The sequence below is a fragment of the Rhodothermales bacterium genome (assembly GCA_034439735.1).
Taxonomy (GTDB): domain Bacteria; phylum Bacteroidota; class Rhodothermia; order Rhodothermales; family JAHQVL01; genus JAWKNW01.
Genome location: JAWXAX010000146.1, coordinates 1 through 17,136, shown reverse-complemented (window position 1 = coordinate 17,136; position 17,136 = coordinate 1). Strand labels below are relative to the sequence as shown.

Here is a 17,136-nt window from a genome sequence, read left to right as displayed (position 1 = left end):
TCTCGGCCCGTCGCTACAAGCTCGAAGGCACCAAGGTGATCGGCAAGATCGACCTCGCCGATGTCGACAGCGCGGCGGAGCGGAAAAAGAAAAAAAGGAAGCGGAAGCGGAAAGCGGACACGCCCGATGCCGAACCCCAGGCGCCGGCCGTGGTCGAGCGAACCGTCAAGGAGAAGGAGAAAGACAAGGAAAAGGAGACCGCGGCCGCCAAAAACAAGAAGAAGCGGAAACGAGGTCCCCAGGTGGACGCGGCGGAAGTCGAGCAGTCCTACCAGGAAACGCTCCGCACCCTCGAACAAGGCGCCAGCCGCACCCGCCAGAAACGCCGCCGCCAGAAACGCGACGACGTGGCGGCCCAGCGGCAACGCGATATCGTCACGGCCGAAGAGGATTCGCTCATCCTGCGAGTTACCGAGTTCATCTCGACCGGCGAGCTCGCCGGCTTGATGGACGTCTCAGTCACCGAGGTGATCAGCACCCTGTTCGCCTCTGGCCTCATGGTGTCGATCAACCAGCGCCTGGATGCGGATACCATCTCCTTTGTAGCGGACGAGTTCGGATTCGAGGCCGAGTTTATCACGGACTTCGGCACCAACGACATCGACCTGGGCGAAGATGCGGCCGAAGATCTCCTGCCCCGCGCCCCGGTCGTGACCGTCATGGGCCACGTCGACCACGGCAAGACGTCGTTGCTCGACTATATCCGTAAGGCGAATGTCGTCTCCGGAGAAGCCGGCGGCATCACTCAGCACATCGGCGCCTACCATGTGGACGTGGGCGACGGCCGCAAAGTGACCTTCCTTGATACCCCGGGCCACGAGGCTTTCACCGCCATGCGCGCCCGCGGCGCTCAGGTGACGGACGTCGTCATACTCGTCGTCGCCGCCGACGATTCGGTCATGCCCCAGACGATCGAGGCCATCAACCACGCCAAGGCGGCCGAAGTCCCGATCGTTGTCGCGATCAATAAAATCGATCGGCCTGACGCTAATCCTCCCCGTGTGATGCAGGGCCTCGCGGATCAAGGGGTGCTCGTCGAACAATACGGCGGCAAAGCGCAGTGCGCCTTCGTATCAGCCAAAACGGGCGCTGGTGTGCAGGAGTTGCTTGAAAAAGTGCTCCTCGAGGCGGACTTGCAGGAGTTGCGCGCCAACCCGACCCGAAACGCCTACGGAGTCGTCATCGAAAGCCGCCTCGAAAAAGGCCGCGGTACGGTGGCTACCATCCTGGTGCAGAATGGGACGATGCGGGTGGGCGATGCGTTCGTGGCCGGCATCTATAGCGGCCGCATCCGCGCCATGTTCAACGAGTGGGACAAACGCGTCGAATCCATTGGTCCGGCGTTGCCCGCGCTCGTCGTCGGATTCACGGGCGCTCCGGAAGTGGGCGACCAGTTTGTCGTGCTGGATGAAGAACGGGAAGCGCGCGAAATCGCGCAACGCCGGCAGCAGATCCACCGCGAACAGTCGCTCCGCCAGCGCAAGCACATTACGCTGGACGAAATCGGCCGTCGCCTCGCGTTGGGCGATTTCCAGGAGCTCAACCTCATCGTCAAGGCGGACGTGGGCGGCTCGGTCGAAGCGTTGTCCGACTCGCTCCTCAAACTTTCCTCCGAAGAAGTGGCGGTCAATATCATCCACCGTGGCGTGGGTGCGATCACCGAGAGCGACGTCATGCTGGCATCGGCTTCGGATGCCGTCATCATCGGTTTCCAGGTTCGGCCCGACACCGGCGCACGCAACCTGGCCGAGCGCGAGGAGATCGATATTCGTATGTATTCGATCATCTACGACGCCATCAAGGACGTCCACGATGCCCTCGAAGGACTCCTTTCGCCGGAAGAGTCGGAGAAGATCACCGGCGTCGCCGAAGTTCGTGAGATCTTCAAGGTCCCGAAAATGGGCACCATCGCCGGCTGCTTCATATCGGAAGGCCGCATCCGCCGAAGCGACCGCATCCGCCTCATCCGCGATGGCATCGTCATCTACGACGGAGAGATCAGCTCCCTCCGCCGCTTCAAGGACGACGTCAAGGAAGTGCTCACCGGATACGAGTGCGGCATCGGGATGGAGCACTACAACGACATCAAGGTTGGCGACAGCTTCGAAGCCTACGAAATCGTCGAGACGAAGCGGAAGTTGTCGGTTTGATTTGCACCGCGTCGCGGGGCTTCGGCCTCGCGACGCCGTAGCCAGATTTTGAGGAAATCGCGATGAGCATCCGCATGGAACGAGTCGCGCGGTTGATCCAGCGGGAGATCGCGCAGATCCTGGGACAGGACTATGTCGAGCAACTCCAGCCGATGGTGACGGTGACCGGGGCGCGCGTGACGAAGGACCTGTCGATCGCCTACGTCTACGTCAGCGTCCTCGGCGCGACGGAGATGCAGCGCAAGACCGTCTTTAAACACCTCGAAGGCCTAGCCCCGCAGATTCGCGCGGAGCTCGCCGGCCGAATCCGACACCAGGTGCGCACGATCCCGGACATCCGGTTCTTCCTCGACGAGTCGGCGGTGGAGGCGGAGAAGATGGAGACCCTTTTCCAGCGCATCCGCGCGGAACGGGAGCGTCGCGAGTCGGACACTTGAACCCCGCCATCGCGTGAACACCTCCTCGCACGGTCCGGCCGAACCATCGGTGTACGGGTACCCGAATTTCCCCGATCTCTCGGATGCGGTTGTGCTGGTCGATAAGCCCGATGGGTTTTCCTCCTTCACCGTCATCCGCCGGCTCCGCGGTATCCTCGGCATCCGAAAAATTGGCCACGCCGGCACGTTGGACCCCATGGCCACCGGTCTTCTAATCTGCCTCGTCGGGAAAGCCACGAAGCGCATGGAGACATTTATGGGGATGGACAAAGTCTATACCGGCACGATCCGGCTTGGCGCGACGACCGCTTCCTACGACGCCGAGACGCCGGCCGAGGCCCACACGGACGCCAGCGGCGTCAGCAAGGCCGACCTCGATGCCGTGCGCCAATCGTTTCTGGGCCGGCAAGAGCAGATCCCCCCGATGTATTCCGCCGTCAAGATCGGCGGCGAACGCCTCTACAAAAAGGCGCGCCGTGGCGAGGCCATCGAACGACCCGCTCGCACGATCGAGATCGCCCGTTTCACCCTCGGCCCTCGCGTTGGCGACGACGTCCCCTTCGAGGTTGCGTGCACCAAAGGCACCTATATTCGAACCCTCGCGCACGACTTCGGGGCGCGTCTCGGGGTTGGCGGATACCTTACGGCGCTGCGCCGCGTGGCTATCGGGCCGTACAGGGTAGAGGGCGCCTGGGCCCTCGATGCGCTGGCCGCTGCGGCGCCGGCGAGAGATCGCCCGCTCTAATGGAATACATCGTAGGGTTAGATTCGCTCGCGCACGATGCACGCTCCATCGTCACCGTCGGGACGTTTGATGGCGTGCACCTGGGGCACCGGTCCATCATTGCCTATCTCGTCGAGCGCGCCCACTTACGGCGGGGGATCAGCGTGGCGGTATCCTTTCATCCGCATCCCCGCGATGTCGTTCGCGGCACGCCCACGCCGTTGTTGACTACCATCGAGGAACGCGCCGAAGCCCTCGATGCGCTGGGACTGGATCGGTTCATCGTGATTCCATTTACGCCGGAGCTCGCCGGCATGGACGCCGCCGCGTTTGTGACGGATGTGCTGCTGGCGCGCATCGGTCTGCAGGAAATCGTCATCGGGTACGACCATGGGTTCGGCCGGGGTCGTGAGGGGGATAGCGCGCTGCTTCGTGAACTCGGCGAGCAGTACGGGTTCGGGGTGGATGTGATTCCCGCGCAAGTGCTTGAGGCGGATGTCGTCTCGTCGACCCGCATCCGCCAGGTGTTGGTCGATGAAGGCGATGTTCGGCAGGCGGCCGGCATGCTCGGTAGGCCGTATCGTCTGACGGGGTCCGTGATCCGCGGTGACGGCCGCGGCCGGCTCATCGGCTACCCTACGGCCAACCTCGCCGTGGACAACCCCCGCAAGGTAGTGCCCATGCCCGGCGTCTACGCCGTGCGCGTCTGGCGGCCAGGGGTCGCGACGCCTGCTGCCGGCATGCTCAACATCGGCGTTCGGCCTACATTTAATGGCGCCGATCTGCGGATCGAGGTCCATTTATTGGACGTGGAGGCAGATCTGTACGGCCATTCGTTGCGGGTCGATTTCGTCGAACGTATCCGCGACGAGAAAAAATTCACCACCGTCGACGCGCTCGTCGAGCAACTTTCAAAAGACAAGGCGCGTTGTATGGCCGAATTAGAGCGCTGAATTACAGCGCAGGGTGTACGTTGAACACCGGGCTCTGATACGAAGGACCCGCACGGCGTGCATCTTCTTTAGCATGGTATAATCTAAAGAGGAGCCCTACATGCTCACGAAGGAACTGAAGTCCGGACTCATCCAACAGTTCGGTAAAGCGGCGAACGACACCGGCACTCCGGAAGTTCAGATCGCGATCTTCTCAAAGCGTATCACCGAATTGACGGAGCACCTGAAGCTCCACCCGAAGGACCACGCTACCCGCCGTTCGTTGATCAAACTGGTAGGCAAGCGCCGCCGGCTGTTGAACTACCTCGTCGCCAAGGACATCGAACGGTATCGTAAGATCATCGAGGACCTCGGTATTCGTAAGTAACCGCTCCGGTGTGTAGTCCGGTGTGATCGCTGCGTCGCGACGTGAGGCGCGCGTGTCCGAGGGGACCGCGGCGCCTCCTGCTGCGGGTTGAGACGCCCGATGTTATGTGCCATTCCGGCGGAGCGTCCGCCGGCTGTCGTCCGTTGATTCGATGTGTAGCTGGTAGATGAACGTGCCTGAGCGCATGCAGCAGTAGCGTCATGTTGATTGATGGAGAAAGGAAAAAGATACTCTCACTTACACGAAGACAATGTCGAAAGCAACAATTCAAGAGATAGAATTCGCCCCCGGGCGGTTCATCTCTCTGGAAACCGGTCGCCTCGCAAAACAGGCCAACGGTTCCGTCGTCGCCCGCCTGGGTGATACCATGGTTTTGGCTACGGCCGTATTAGCCCCGAAACCCCGTGAGAATGCGGATTTTTTCCCGCTCACGGTAGAGTACAAAGAGAAATTCTCGGCCGGCGGCAAGATCCCGGGCGGGTTCATCAAGCGCGAAGGCCGCTTGAACGATAAAGAGACGCTGACCAGCCGCCTCGTCGACCGGACGATCCGTCCGCTCTTCGCCGAAGGCTACCGCCATGAAGTGCAGATCATCATCTACGTCATTTCGGCGGACGATGAGAACGATGCGGACGTCCTCACGGGCGTGGCGGCATCGGCTACGCTGGCGCTGGCCGGCGCCCCGTGCGACGGGCCGACGGCCGGCGTGCGTGTCGGGCTCGTGAACGGCGAGTTTATCGTCAACCCCACGCTCCAGCAGATGGCGGAGAGCGAAATCAACCTGATCATCGCCGGCAAGGCCGATGCCATCATGATGGTTGAAGGGGAGATGAAGGAGGTTTCTGAAGAGACCATGCTTGAGGCCTTTGAAGTGGGCCACGAAGCGATCAAGAAGCTCTGCCAGGGGCAGAAGGCGCTGGTCGATGCCTTCGGGAAACCGGAGCCGATGACCTACACTCCAATCGTCACGCCCAAGCCGCTCATCGACACCGTCTCCGCTCTGATCAGCGAGAAGGTGCGTGCGGTGCTCTTGCAGCCCTATCTGAAGGAAGCTTTCTACAGCAGCATCGACGAACTCAAGGAATTCGTTCTGAGCCAGCTCCTCGGCGATAACAACCCGGAAACGGGTAAACCGCGTGCCGAGGCTACGGTCGAAGGGTATACAGCAAGCCAGATCAAGACTGCCGTCGGTGATGTCGAGAGCAGCGTGATGCGGGAAATGATTCTCGCCGAAGGTCGCCGGCTCGACGGTCGGGGGCTCATGGAGATCCGCAACATCTGGGCGGAAGTGGGCTACCTGCCCCGCGTCCACGGTTCGTCGATCTTCACCCGCGGCGAAACACAGGTGCTCGCCTCCGTTACCCTCGGCACCCGGAAAGACGCCCAGGCGGTCGACCAGGTGTTCGACACCACGGATCGCCGGTTCTACCTCCACTACAACTTCCCGCCCTTCTGTACGGGTGAGGCCAAGATGCTTCGCGGCACCAGCCGCCGGGAGATCGGCCACGGCTACCTCGCCGAACGCGCCCTGTCGGCCATCATGCCCGCGGATGCGGACTTCCCCTATACTGTCCGCATCAATGCGGACGTGCTGGAGTCCAACGGTTCGTCGTCCATGGCGTCGGTGTGCTCCGGTGCACTAGCCATGATGGACGCCGGCGTCCCGATCAAAGCGCCCGTTGCCGGCGTGGCAATGGGGCTCATCACGGACGGGGTGCGGGTTGCCGTGCTCAGCGATATCCTGGGCACCGAGGACCACCTCGGCGATATGGACTTCAAGGTGACGGGGAGCCGCGCCGGGATCACGGCCTGCCAGATGGACATCAAGGTGTCGGGTCTGACCAAGCAGGTCCTCGCAAGCGCCCTCGAACAGGCCCGCGAAGGCCGGCTATATATCCTCGACAAGATGGCCGAGGTGCTCGACAAGCCGCGCGGCGAAATGTCGCCCTACGCGCCTCGCCTCACGCAGATCACGATCGACTCCGAGTTTATCGGCGCGGTTATCGGGCCCGGTGGCAAGATCATCCAGGGCATCCAGCGCGAGACGAGCACTCAGATCGAGATCGAAGAACGCGATGGCGTTGGTTACGTAACCGTGTCCGCTACCAACCAGGAGAATGCCGAAGCGGCGCTGCGCATCATCAAGGGCATCGTAACCGTCCCTGAAGAGGGTGAGGAATACGAAGGCACCGTGCGCGACATCCTGAGCTTCGGTGCGATCATCGAGATCATGCCGGGGAAAGAAGGCATGTTGCACGTGTCGGAGATGGACCATGTGTACGTGGAACGTCCCGAAGACTATGTGCAGGTAGGCGACAAGATCCGCGTCAAGCTGATCGAAGTCCGCGACGACGGCAAACTCCGTCTGAGCCGTAAACCGTTCCTCCCGAAACCGGAGAATGGCGTCGAACGGCCCGAGCGGGAGCGCAGTAGTAGCGACCGCGGAGATCGTGGTGGCGATCGGCGCGGCGGAGGAGGCGGTGGTGATCGTCGTGGTGGCGGTGGCGGTGGCGATCGTCGCGGCGGCGGCGGTGGTGGCGATCGTCGCGGCGGTGGTGGCGGTGGACGTCGCTAGACCAGTCGATGTGTGAACGTTGGACACCGGGAGGGAGCCTTGCTCCCTCCCGGTGTTTCAAATCAGGGGATCCCCGTTTTTTTAACTCATTACGCCCATCTCGGGACCGAGCCATGAACACGCCGGCCGCTTCCGGATTTGATAAAACCACGCTCCCGAACGGACTCCGTATCGTTACGGAAGCCATTCCCTCTGTCCGTTCCATCTCGGTAGGCGTATGGGTCTATACCGGCAGTCGCGATGAAAGCGAGGCGGAAGCCGGCATCTCCCATTTTATCGAACACATGGTGTTCAAAGGGACCCAACGCCGGAGGATGGATCAGATCGCGCGCCGGCTGGAGTCTGTCGGAGGCTATCTGAATGCCTTCACGACCAAGGAATACACCTGTTATTACGCCCGCGCGCTCGACGAACATCTGGACCGTGCGATCGATGTCACCTGCGATCTCATCCTCCGGCCGACCTTCCCCGAAAAGGAGCTCGACAAGGAAAAGGATGTGGTGATCGAGGAGATCAAGATGTATGAGGATGTGCCGGAAGACCTCATCTTTGATCGATACGAGGCCGTCGTTTACAAGAACACCCCTCTCGCGCGCCCGATCATCGGCTACCCGGACAGCGTCCGGTCTTTCACGCGCGACCAGCTTCAACACTACGTCGATACCCGGTACACGCCGGCGCGGACGATCATCTCCGTCGCCGGTAATATCGACCACAACCGCGTCGTCCAGTACGTTCGCAAGGCTTTTGAAGGGGTGGATCGCACGAACCGCGAGTACGCCACGCCGTCGGTCAACGGTTACGCCCCGGGCGATCTCATCGAGCCGCGGCCAATCCAGCAGGCGCATCTCGTCCTGGGCCGGCGCGCGTTTGGTATCATGGACGAACGTCGGAGCGTCATGAATGTGCTCAATACGATCCTGGGCAGTGGGATGTCCAGCCGGCTCAACCAGAATATCCGCGAGAAGTACGGATTCTGTTACTCGATCTACTCGTTCGCCAACATGCAGTCGGACACGGGCGATTTTGGCGTCTATATGGGCACGGATAGCAAGAAAATCCCCCGCGCGACAAAGCTGATCCTTCGGGAGATCGACCGCCTCGCGCAGGTCCCCATTAGCCCGCGCCTGCTCCACCAGGCGGTCAGCCAGGTCAAGGGTTCGCTCATGTTGGGGCTCGAAAGCATGAGCAACCGGATGATGCGATTGGGGAAACAAGAGCTTTATTTTGGCCGCAATTTCTCGCTGGACGAAATCATCGCCTCGGTCGAGGCCGTGACGGCCGCGCAGGTGCAGGACCTCGCCCAGACGCTGTTTGCCCCGGATACGTTCTCCACCATCGCGCTCACGCCGGCATGAAGGTGCTCGTGACCGGAGGCGCCGGCTTTATCGGCTCCCATGTCGCGGATGCGTTGCTGGATGAAGGGCACGAGGTACATGTGCTCGACAACCTGATCAATGGCTACCGAGAGCAGGTTCCCCCCGGTGTGTCACTGCACGTCCTGGACATCGGCGACCCTGCCGTGTGCGACCTCTTTGCCGAGCATCGCTTCGACGCTCTGGTACACCTTGCCGCCCAGATCGACGTCCGACGCTCTGTCGCCGAGCCGGCGTTTGATGCCCGCGTAAATGTGTTGGGGCTGCTGAATCTGCTGGAAGCCGGTCGTGCCGCCGGACTCCGGCGCGTCGTCTTTTCCTCTTCCGGAGGGGCGTTATATGGCGAGCCCGTGCGTGTTCCTCAGGACGAAACCCATCCGGAGCGCCCCCAATCGCCTTACGGCGTATCCAAGCTTGTGTCCGAGCGGTATCTTGCCTATTACGCGGATGTCCACGGCTTGACTACTGTCTCCCTCCGTTACGCCAACGTGTATGGCCCTCGCCAGACACCCGAAGGCGACGCGGGTGTGATCTCGGTGTTTATCGAGCGGCTGCTCGCCGTTCGTCCCGTCACGATTTTTGGGGATGGCCTCCAGACGCGCGATTATGTGTATGTGGGCGATGTCGTTCGCGCCAATCGGTTGGCCCTGCGGCAGCCTGCGAGCGGCACGTTTAACATTGGGACCGGTATCGAGACCAGCGTCCTGGAATTGTACCACGTCCTCTCCGATGCACTTGGCGTCGACCCCGGCTTTGCCCTGGCGCCGGCGCGCACGGGAGAGGTCGCCCGCAGCGTGCTCGATGCCGGCCTGGCCGGCCACACGTTGGGTTGGCGGCCGGAAATAAGCCTGACGGATGGATTGACACACACCATCGCCTGGTTTAAATCTCGCGCCGGCGGTTCGCCGTGACGATACTCCTAATAGGATGCGCCAGCGACGGGCGCGGCTTCCGCACGATTCTTGCGTCCATGGTTATGGCCGCTGCCGGCTTGCCGATCACTAGCCGATTCACCTCGCTTCGATGTATCGCGTTCAACTGCAGGAATTCGAAGGACCCCTGGACCTTCTGCTGTTTTTTATTCAGCGGGATGAACTCGATATCCACGATATCCCCATTTCGCGGATAACGGACGAGTTTCTCTCGTACGTGCGTGTGCTCGAGCAGATCGACCTCGATAGCGTGGGCGACTTCATCTATATGTCCGCCCAGTTGATCAACATCAAGGCGCGCATGCTGCTGCCGTCGGCCGAAGTGGATGAAGAGGGCGAACCGGTCGATCCACGCAGCGAACTGGTGAAGCGACTCCTTACGTACATGCAGTACAAGGAGGCGGCACAGTCTTTGAACGACAATTATGAGATACGCGGCGAGCACTTCACGCGTTCGTTCTCCGAGCAGGAGAAGGAGCAGATTATTGGAGTGCAGGGTGTCGAGCTCGAGGTGTCGGTCTTTAGTCTGATCAGCGCCTTACAGCGAGTGCTCAGCGAGGTGCCGGATACGCCCGTTCACGCGGTACATCGTAACCAGTACTCGCTGGATTCTCAGCGCGAGTTTGTGCTGGAGCGGTTGGCCTTTGAGGACAGGCTCTCGTTTGTTCACCTCATCGCCAGTCGGCCGAAGCATTTTATCATCGTCACCTTCCTCGTGATCCTTGAGATGGCGCAGCAGGGACAGGTTTCGCTTCTCATCACCCCCGACGGGAACGATTTCTACCTGGAACGCACCCTCTCCTACGGGGGCGCGACACCCCCGCCAGCGGATCCGACTGTACAGCCGGCAAACGAGTGAGCCCAACGGCGCATGGCCTTTCTCTGAAAAACGCAGCCAGGCGTCGTCAAAAAGCGTTCGTACACGGGAGCCCCACACGTTAAACTTACACGGATGCTCCGCGCGTTTTTTGTCTCATCCCCCCGAGCCCCTCGACGCACGTGACGCCTCGCCCCGCGACGGCTCGCGTACGTTTCCATTCACCGGCGAAACCGATACGCCGCTATGGCTCGTTACTTTGGCGGATTTAGGGATCGACTTTTAAAGAAGGGACGGTCGTCGCCGTTCTCTGATCGGGATGTGGATTGGGTCAAAGTCTCAGGGACGGCGATCTGGTCGCCCGAAAAGCGAGACTACACGTGGCTGGATCCCGGAAATTACCTTACCTCTTTTCTGAAAGAGGGTGAAGGCCTCTTTCAGGATCCTGCCCCTGCCGACGAAGTCCTCCCCGTCAAAAAGAAAGACAAACCCATATGGGACCTCGGCGCCCTGGCCAACGAGCCCGACGGCGAGGATAGCTATACCCCACCAAGTGGCCTCTTCTCATCGGGAGGTATAGCCACTCCACAGCCGGATAATGATGCTGAGCTGCCGAGTATCGACGAATACAAAAACGAATTACTCTCCGCCCTCCGCCGGCGGGGTCTGCGTGTAGACGTGCGCAAAATATCGCTGCCGGAAGATGTCGAGCAGGATCTCATCCGGTTTCACGGCGGCGACAAAAGTATAGACTCCCACGCACTGCGCGCCCGGCTCCAGGTCTTCAAACGACAGGTTATCGAGTCCTTCGACAAGTTCAGCCGGGTCGGTGAAACGTATATCATTCCGCACGCACCGCGGTATCCCGGTTTCAAGCCGGAAGAGACGCTCGAGTCTGCCAAGGAGTTGCCCGAGACGATTGAACGGGAGGACTCCCTTCCCTGGCATGAAGACGGACCGATCGATTTTGCGTCCGCGGCGGATACGTCCGCGCCGGCGCTGGATTCGAATGTCCTGTTGTCGAATCCCACGGAGCTCGACGGGATGGATAGTGACTACGAGTCGTTCGTCCTAAAGTCCCTGGATAAGCTGGAAGCGTCAATGGGGGAGGGCAGTGATCGGACACTCGCTGAAAGCCGACCGGAACGCCCAGACGCCACGCTGAGCGCGGACGATGCCGGCGAAGCAGAACGCCCAGCGGGCGCACGCCGCATCTACGACCCGTTAAACGGCACGCTCGATATTCCGCGGAAATCCAGCGAGACAGGCCCTCGGCTGCGCCCTGCGCCGAGTGTCGATGCCCCCATGGATGCCCCAGGCCCTCCCCGATTTTCGGCCACCTCGTACGACGCCGCGATGCCGCGTGAGAGCTGGATTGTGTCTCCGGTACAAAGCCGCAAGGCGAATGAACTGGATCGTTCGGCTGCTTCGCCCTCGGAGGACCCCTCCCGCGCGCCGGCTGGACAGGACAAGCCCCATGAACTTGCTCGGCCCAAAAAGCCGGATGTGTTGAAGGCGTTTCATACGCTGCGGACGCCGCCTGCCGAGCCGCCGACTTCCCGGCAAGCCACGCCTCTATCTTCGCAGGAGGGAGGCCAGATCGCTGATGCACGTCAGCAGGCCCTTTCCATCCTCGCGCGCCTCGATCCGCCGACGGGGGACGGCCACGCAATCCCGACGAACCTCGCGACGACCGATCAGGCCCCCAATCCCCGTCCAAATTTCCCGGCGCTGGAGTCGATCGCGGCGGCCATCGAGGGAGAACGCCGCCCGCCCGATACAGCCGGCCCCCCTTCGAGCCGGGCGCAATCACTGTCCGATTTCCTGCTGAGCCTCAAAAATGAGCATGAGGAGCATCATGTCGCTAGCGCCAAGGCGTCGCAAGGAGCGACTCCGGAGCCTCCTCAACCGAACCAGGAAGATGAGCGCCCACCTGTCGTGGCGAAATCGACGACTCACACCGAGGAAACACAATTTCCACGGCCCACCGAAGAAAAAAAGCGCAGCGTGGCGCTCTTTTCAAAACCCGAACGACGTGTCGTTCCGCGGGTAGAAACGGTACGCATCGTTGAGCCTGAACCGCGCTTGAACGCTGAGGCGTCGCACGTTGAAGAGCAGAAGGCCGATTTGCCGCCGGCTCAGGCCAACCCAGGGAAGCCTGTGTCGACATCCGTTGGACCGATGCAGGAGCCGGGAACTGAATTTCCGGCAATTGAAGCGCCGGTTGTCGAGGAAACGATGGCTGAAACGTCCGTGATTGAGGCCCCTGTTGTCGAGGAGACGATTGCTGAAGCATCCGTGATTGAGGCCCCGGTTGTCGTGGAAACGATTGCTGAAGCATCCGTGATTGAGGCCCCTGTTGTGGAGGAGACGATTGCTGAAGCATCCGTGATTGAGGCCCCTGTTGTTGAAGAGGCGGTTGTTGAGGCGCCTGTTGTTGAAGAAGCGGTTGTTGAGGCGGCGGTCATCGAAGAGCCCGTACTTGAAAAGTCGGTTATGATGTCGTCGAGCAGTGAAGAACCAGGTGTCGAAGCCGTCGTGGTTCACCAGCCCGATGTCGAGTCGCCGATAGCTCCCGAACCGGTGATCGATTCACCCCTAGTAGGGTCGAACGCGGTTCAGAAAGCAGTGGGCGATCATCCAGGAGAGGAAGATCCCGCATCCGATGCCCTGCTTGATACCTCGCCCTTGCGTAGCGTTTCGGCTGCCTTCCTTGCGGCAGAGGATGAAGAGGTTCGGCACGCGGAGGCGAATCCTGGTCAGCCGGCGCCATTCGAAATGCGGGTATCCGAGGTATCCTTGTCAAATCGAGAGGCGTCGACGTCAGAAGGGGCTGCGACGGTTCCGACTCCTGACGTGCAAACGCCTCAGAGGCAGCAACGCCGGGGGATGGAGGATGGGAGCAAAGCCACAGATGAAGGGGGCGATGCGGAAACCCCGGCTCCGGCCCATGTGTTTAGCGAGCAGCCCGCGCCAGTATCCACCTTAGAAGCCAGGCTCCTAGAAGCCAGGCCGGCCGAACGTGATCGTTCTGAAACGCCGGGCCCGACAACGCATCATTTCATGGCAGAACACATGGCCATCCCCGAGGATACCGATCAGCGACACGCTGAGAAGCTTACACGCAGCGCCCGCGAAGCGCTCGAAGCGCTTGAGTACCGGGAATCCGAGGATGAGCGCCAGCCGCCCGTCAGCCAGCCGAAGGCGTATCCCGTTCCTCCATCGGAATCACCTGTCCACGGTGGAATCGTCTCGGAGGCACCTGTAATCTCCGAGTATGAGGCGAAGCTGGATGGCGTGGTCGAAGCGCTGGCGTTTGCGGCAGACGACCCGATTCCTCTGGCGCGGGTCTCCCGCGTCTTCAGCGAGATCTCCGGCGAACGCCGGCCCACGGATGCCCAGGTGGCGGAGTCGGTGGAACGGCTCAATACACTCTACAGCCGGCTGAACAGGGCTTTCCGGGTGAAGATCTGGGCCGGCGGGATCCGCATGGCGACGGATCCCGGGTATGCCGAGTATATCCGCGCGATCTACAAACAGGACCGCCCAAAGAAACTGTCGAGGACGTTGATGGAAACGCTGGCGATCGTGGCCTACAGCCAGCCCACGACAAGACCGGAGGTGGACTTCATCCGCGGTGTTGATAGCGACTACGCCGTACGCAAGCTGCTCGAGATGGGACTCGTCGACATCGTCGGCCGGAGCGAGGCTATCGGGAAGCCGTTATTGTATGGAACGTCCGAGCGTTTCCTCGAGCAATTCGGCCTGAGCGAGCTGGCCGCGCTGCCGAAATTAAAAGAGATCGAAGAGTTACTGGACGACCCGTCCCTGCAACGGGAGCGCATGCATTTGATGGCACTCGAGAATGGCCTCGACGGCGTGCGGGGGGAAGCGGCAACGTCGGAAGGAGAGGAGGAATGAGGCGGAATGCCGGTCACCCGTCGAGCAACGGAGCAAATACGTCGGCCGTGTAGGCGAGGCTGCGTGTGAGGGCTGCGACAGTGCTCATGGTGCGAGGGGTGCCCGTTTCGGCCGCCTGTTCGAGGATGAGGAGGGGTTTGATGCTCCGATCCTGCAGGACGGACACCAGCCGGCGATAATCGATATCTCCATCGCCAAAGGTCTCGCTCCAGACGGTGTTGTGGGATTGCCGTAGGTGCAGCTCAACGATGCGATCCCCATAGAGCCGAACGATGTCAAACAGGGCCACCTGTGAATTGCCGGCGCCGCGGTAGACCCAGTGGGCATCCAGGCACAGCTTCACATGTTCGGGGTCGGTCCCGAGCATCATATGGTGGAACTCGCGTGCGCCGGCGCGTAGTTCGGGGTCGTGCGTGTGATAGGCAAGGGTAAGGCCTTCCGCGCGGAGAGCAGCCCCGAGCCGGTCGAGCGCGTTCGCCTGGAGGGTCAATTGAGCGTCATTCTTGTTCTCCTGGCTGCCCCAGGCGATGGGGGATGGGTTACTAACCACGATCCGCGCGCCCAGAGATTTCGCCGCGACGGCGATTTCAAGCGCCTGCGCGATGTTGGCTTCAACGACATCGGGAAGATGCAATGTCGAGCCGACGTACAGTGAGGACATCCAGATGCGGTGGGATGCCAGGAACGGCGCCAGCCGTTCGACCTCGGCCAGGGAGCCGAACGCCGGCTCGAATCCGGCCAGGCCGGAGGAGCGAAACGCCGTAAAGGACGCATCGTAATCCGCGAACCAGTCTTTGTCGTCTCGCTGATAAAAATTGAACCAGGTATATTGCTGGCATCCGATGCGAGACGCATCGCTCGGTGGCGTCGCATGAAGCCAGGAAGGGGCCACGGCGCTGGCGCCAAGCGCGGCGGCCGACTGTACGAAACGGCGGCGAGACATCATGAGGATCGTCGGTAACCGGGTCATTAGATCGGCCGGCGAGGCGATCAATAGATGATGATCTCCAAGCCGTATTGCCGATCCGTGATCAGCAGGGGCGAATTCGTGTAGGGGATGTAGAAGTGCGTATCCGAGTTACGTTTCTTGGGCAGGTCTTCTACATTGAGCGTAAGATAGTATCCATCGTTTGTATGGCCAAACTGATAGGCCATCGTGTTGGAGCCCGAGGTGCTGGTCTGCTCGATCTCGAACAGCCGTTTGCGTTCTTTCCCCTTACGAAGCAGGATTTCGCTGAATCCAAAACGGCGATCGACACGCAACGCACGTGGGGTATCGCCTTTGTCTACCCCATCCAGGAAGATGCGCACGACTTCGGCTTCGGCCAACGTGGCGTCCCGGAGTTCGGTCTTGGGCTCATCCGGGGCTCTGTCGGCGCCGGGGGTATTGGCGGAATGTGCGCAACCGGAGAGGAGCAAAAAGGCTCCAGCGAGTGCGAAAACTAGACAACGGTGCATGGTGATTCTCCATCAAACAGGTCTGAAGGCAGCGATTTCGCCGGCTCTAAGCGGATGTCGATTGCGAATTCGCCGGAAGCAGTGACGATCGGGTACGAGGCGAGCCCTATCCGTATATGCACGCGACGCACCTACAATGATGAATGGCGTGCGGTATTTTTCTGCCAGCCGCGGAATGAGAACTCGTTTTACAGGTGTAATGGGTCTCATTTCGTGAAGTTTCCTGCGAGAAGACAAATGCTGGGCTTGACTCGCGCCGAGTCGTCTATCGCGAGCCCACGGCTGTCTTCTCCTGGATATGTTGCGCGAGCAACAGGTTGATGTGGCGCAGCGGGTCCCCCTCGGGCGACACAGGTTCCGCGTGCGCCGGCCAGGGAGCCGCCCATCGCCCAAGGGCTTCGGGGGGGCGGCGGCTATCAGGGCCACGCGTTGCTCGATCGGGAGGATGAGACGAGCGCAGCGATTCTGGGTCAGGTAGGTGCAAATCCAGCTGATGATGACGTGCATCCGTTTGTGGTATCCTACCAGGAGGACGAGGTGCAGCAGTAGCCCGGACAGCCAGGCAAAAAATCCCTGGAGCCTGTCCCCGGGGAATTCAGCGACCGCGGCATGCCGGCTGACCGTGGCCATGAGGGCTGGATCGCGGTACGTGAACGCCGGCGCTTCTTCCTGGCGAAGCCGGCGCTGAATTACGGTCGCGACGTGCCGGCCGGCCTGCCGAGCAACCGACGCCAGCTGCGGGCGGACGGTGCCGTCGAGTTGGGTGCTTGCCGCCATATCGCCCATGACGAACACATCAGGTCGGTTCGGTACGCTGAGGTCGGGTTGTACCACGATTCGGCCCCCCCGCGTCTGCTCGAGGCCGAGGAGGTCCGCAAGCGGATTCGCTCGGACGCCTACGGCCCAGAGAGGGGTATGCGTTCGGATGAACTTGCCACTAGCCAGGTGTACGGCCTGCGGCGTGACACGCACGACGCGTTCATTCAATCGATAAAAAGCCCAGCGTAAATTCGACAAAGGCGGCTACGCTCAGGAAAAAGTCAGGCGCAAATCCCAGGGTGAGGAACAAGTCGCTCCGATGTTCGAATTGGATTAGCCAGGCGGAGATGGTCGCGTACTGGGGCAATCGGGTAAGTCGCTCATCGAGCACAACCACGCCGGCTACGCTGATCGTTGACACGGCCAGGAGAATTGCGAAGAGGGGCGTCAGGATTTCATCGAGGGGGAGGGGGCGCTCGGCGTAGCTGTAGGCGCTGAACCATTGGACATGAGCGAGGGCATAAAGGGGGAACGCAAGCAGAAATGCAGTGCGCGCCAGGTGCAGCCGGTAGGAACGAAACATTCGCATGGCCAGGGAACTGCGTTACGGCCGCTGTGTGTGAGGGGCGAGGCGGTGCACATGTGGATGGATGGGGCACGGAGGAGG

14 protein-coding genes are annotated in these 17,136 nt (G+C 61.2%); 11 read left to right on the top strand and 3 right to left on the bottom strand.

Annotation, left to right across the window (positions count from 1 at the left end; translation table 11 throughout):
* The 10 genes from infB to scpB form a co-directional block, all read left to right on the top strand.
* A partial coding sequence (gene infB / locus SH809_11375) for a translation initiation factor IF-2 (protein MDZ4700298.1) occupies positions 1–2,150 on the top strand: 2,150 nt, incomplete at its 5' end.
* Positions 2,151–2,212: 62 nt separating this feature from the next.
* Positions 2,213–2,587, top strand: a complete 375-nt coding sequence (gene rbfA / locus SH809_11370; protein ID MDZ4700297.1) for a 30S ribosome-binding factor RbfA — start codon at positions 2,213–2,215, stop codon at positions 2,585–2,587.
* A 13-nt stretch (positions 2,588–2,600) separates the two neighbouring features.
* A complete protein-coding gene (truB, locus tag SH809_11365) occupies positions 2,601–3,332 on the top strand; it encodes a tRNA pseudouridine(55) synthase TruB (GenBank protein ID MDZ4700296.1) in 732 nt (243 codons plus the stop codon).
* On the top strand, positions 3,332–4,264 hold the full coding sequence (locus SH809_11360; protein ID MDZ4700295.1) for a bifunctional riboflavin kinase/FAD synthetase: 933 nt from the start codon (positions 3,332–3,334) through the stop codon (positions 4,262–4,264). Before truB ends, SH809_11360 begins: the two co-directional genes overlap by 1 nt.
* A gap of 100 nt (positions 4,265–4,364) precedes the next feature.
* The gene (gene rpsO, locus SH809_11355; GenBank protein MDZ4700294.1) at positions 4,365–4,631 is read left to right on the top strand and encodes a 30S ribosomal protein S15; all 267 of its coding nucleotides are present in this window, start codon (positions 4,365–4,367) and stop codon (positions 4,629–4,631) included.
* Between the two features lie 250 nt (positions 4,632–4,881).
* The gene (pnp, locus tag SH809_11350; protein MDZ4700293.1) at positions 4,882–7,206 is read left to right on the top strand and encodes a polyribonucleotide nucleotidyltransferase; all 2,325 of its coding nucleotides are present in this window, start codon (positions 4,882–4,884) and stop codon (positions 7,204–7,206) included.
* A 113-nt stretch (positions 7,207–7,319) separates the two neighbouring features.
* Positions 7,320–8,564 carry a pitrilysin family protein gene (locus SH809_11345; protein MDZ4700292.1) on the top strand — a complete coding sequence of 415 codons (1,245 nt, stop codon included), beginning with the start codon at positions 7,320–7,322 and terminating at the stop codon, positions 8,562–8,564.
* The gene (locus SH809_11340; GenBank protein MDZ4700291.1) at positions 8,561–9,493 is read left to right on the top strand and encodes a GDP-mannose 4,6-dehydratase; all 933 of its coding nucleotides are present in this window, start codon (positions 8,561–8,563) and stop codon (positions 9,491–9,493) included. The genes SH809_11345 and SH809_11340 overlap by 4 nt, the downstream gene beginning before the upstream one ends.
* Before the next feature lie 112 nt (positions 9,494–9,605).
* Positions 9,606–10,373 carry a segregation/condensation protein A gene (locus SH809_11335; GenBank protein MDZ4700290.1) on the top strand — a complete coding sequence of 256 codons (768 nt, stop codon included), beginning with the start codon at positions 9,606–9,608 and terminating at the stop codon, positions 10,371–10,373.
* A 204-nt stretch (positions 10,374–10,577) separates the two neighbouring features.
* Positions 10,578–14,252 (top strand): SMC-Scp complex subunit ScpB, encoded by a 3,675-nt coding sequence (gene scpB / locus SH809_11330; GenBank protein ID MDZ4700289.1) that lies wholly within the window; start codon positions 10,578–10,580, stop codon positions 14,250–14,252.
* A 13-nt stretch (positions 14,253–14,265) separates the two neighbouring features.
* On the opposite strand, the gene SH809_11325 is transcribed toward scpB, so the two are convergent.
* Together SH809_11325 and SH809_11320 are read right to left on the bottom strand one after the other, a co-directional pair.
* On the bottom strand, positions 14,266–15,198 hold the full coding sequence (locus SH809_11325; GenBank protein ID MDZ4700288.1) for a TIM barrel protein: 933 nt from the start codon (positions 15,196–15,198) through the stop codon (positions 14,266–14,268).
* 44 nt (positions 15,199–15,242) lie between these two features.
* Complete coding sequence (locus SH809_11320; GenBank protein ID MDZ4700287.1) at positions 15,243–15,710, bottom strand: hypothetical protein; 468 nt, start codon at positions 15,708–15,710, stop codon at positions 15,243–15,245.
* A gap of 609 nt (positions 15,711–16,319) precedes the next feature.
* Between SH809_11320 and SH809_11315 the strand changes: the two genes are divergently transcribed.
* Positions 16,320–16,718, top strand: a complete 399-nt coding sequence (locus SH809_11315; GenBank protein ID MDZ4700286.1) for a hypothetical protein — start codon at positions 16,320–16,322, stop codon at positions 16,716–16,718.
* Here SH809_11315 and SH809_11310 read toward each other — a convergent pair.
* Complete coding sequence (locus SH809_11310; protein ID MDZ4700285.1) at positions 16,690–17,058, bottom strand: hypothetical protein; 369 nt, start codon at positions 17,056–17,058, stop codon at positions 16,690–16,692. The two genes, SH809_11315 and SH809_11310, sit on opposite strands and share 29 nt — an antisense overlap.
* Positions 17,059–17,136 lie beyond the last annotated feature (78 nt).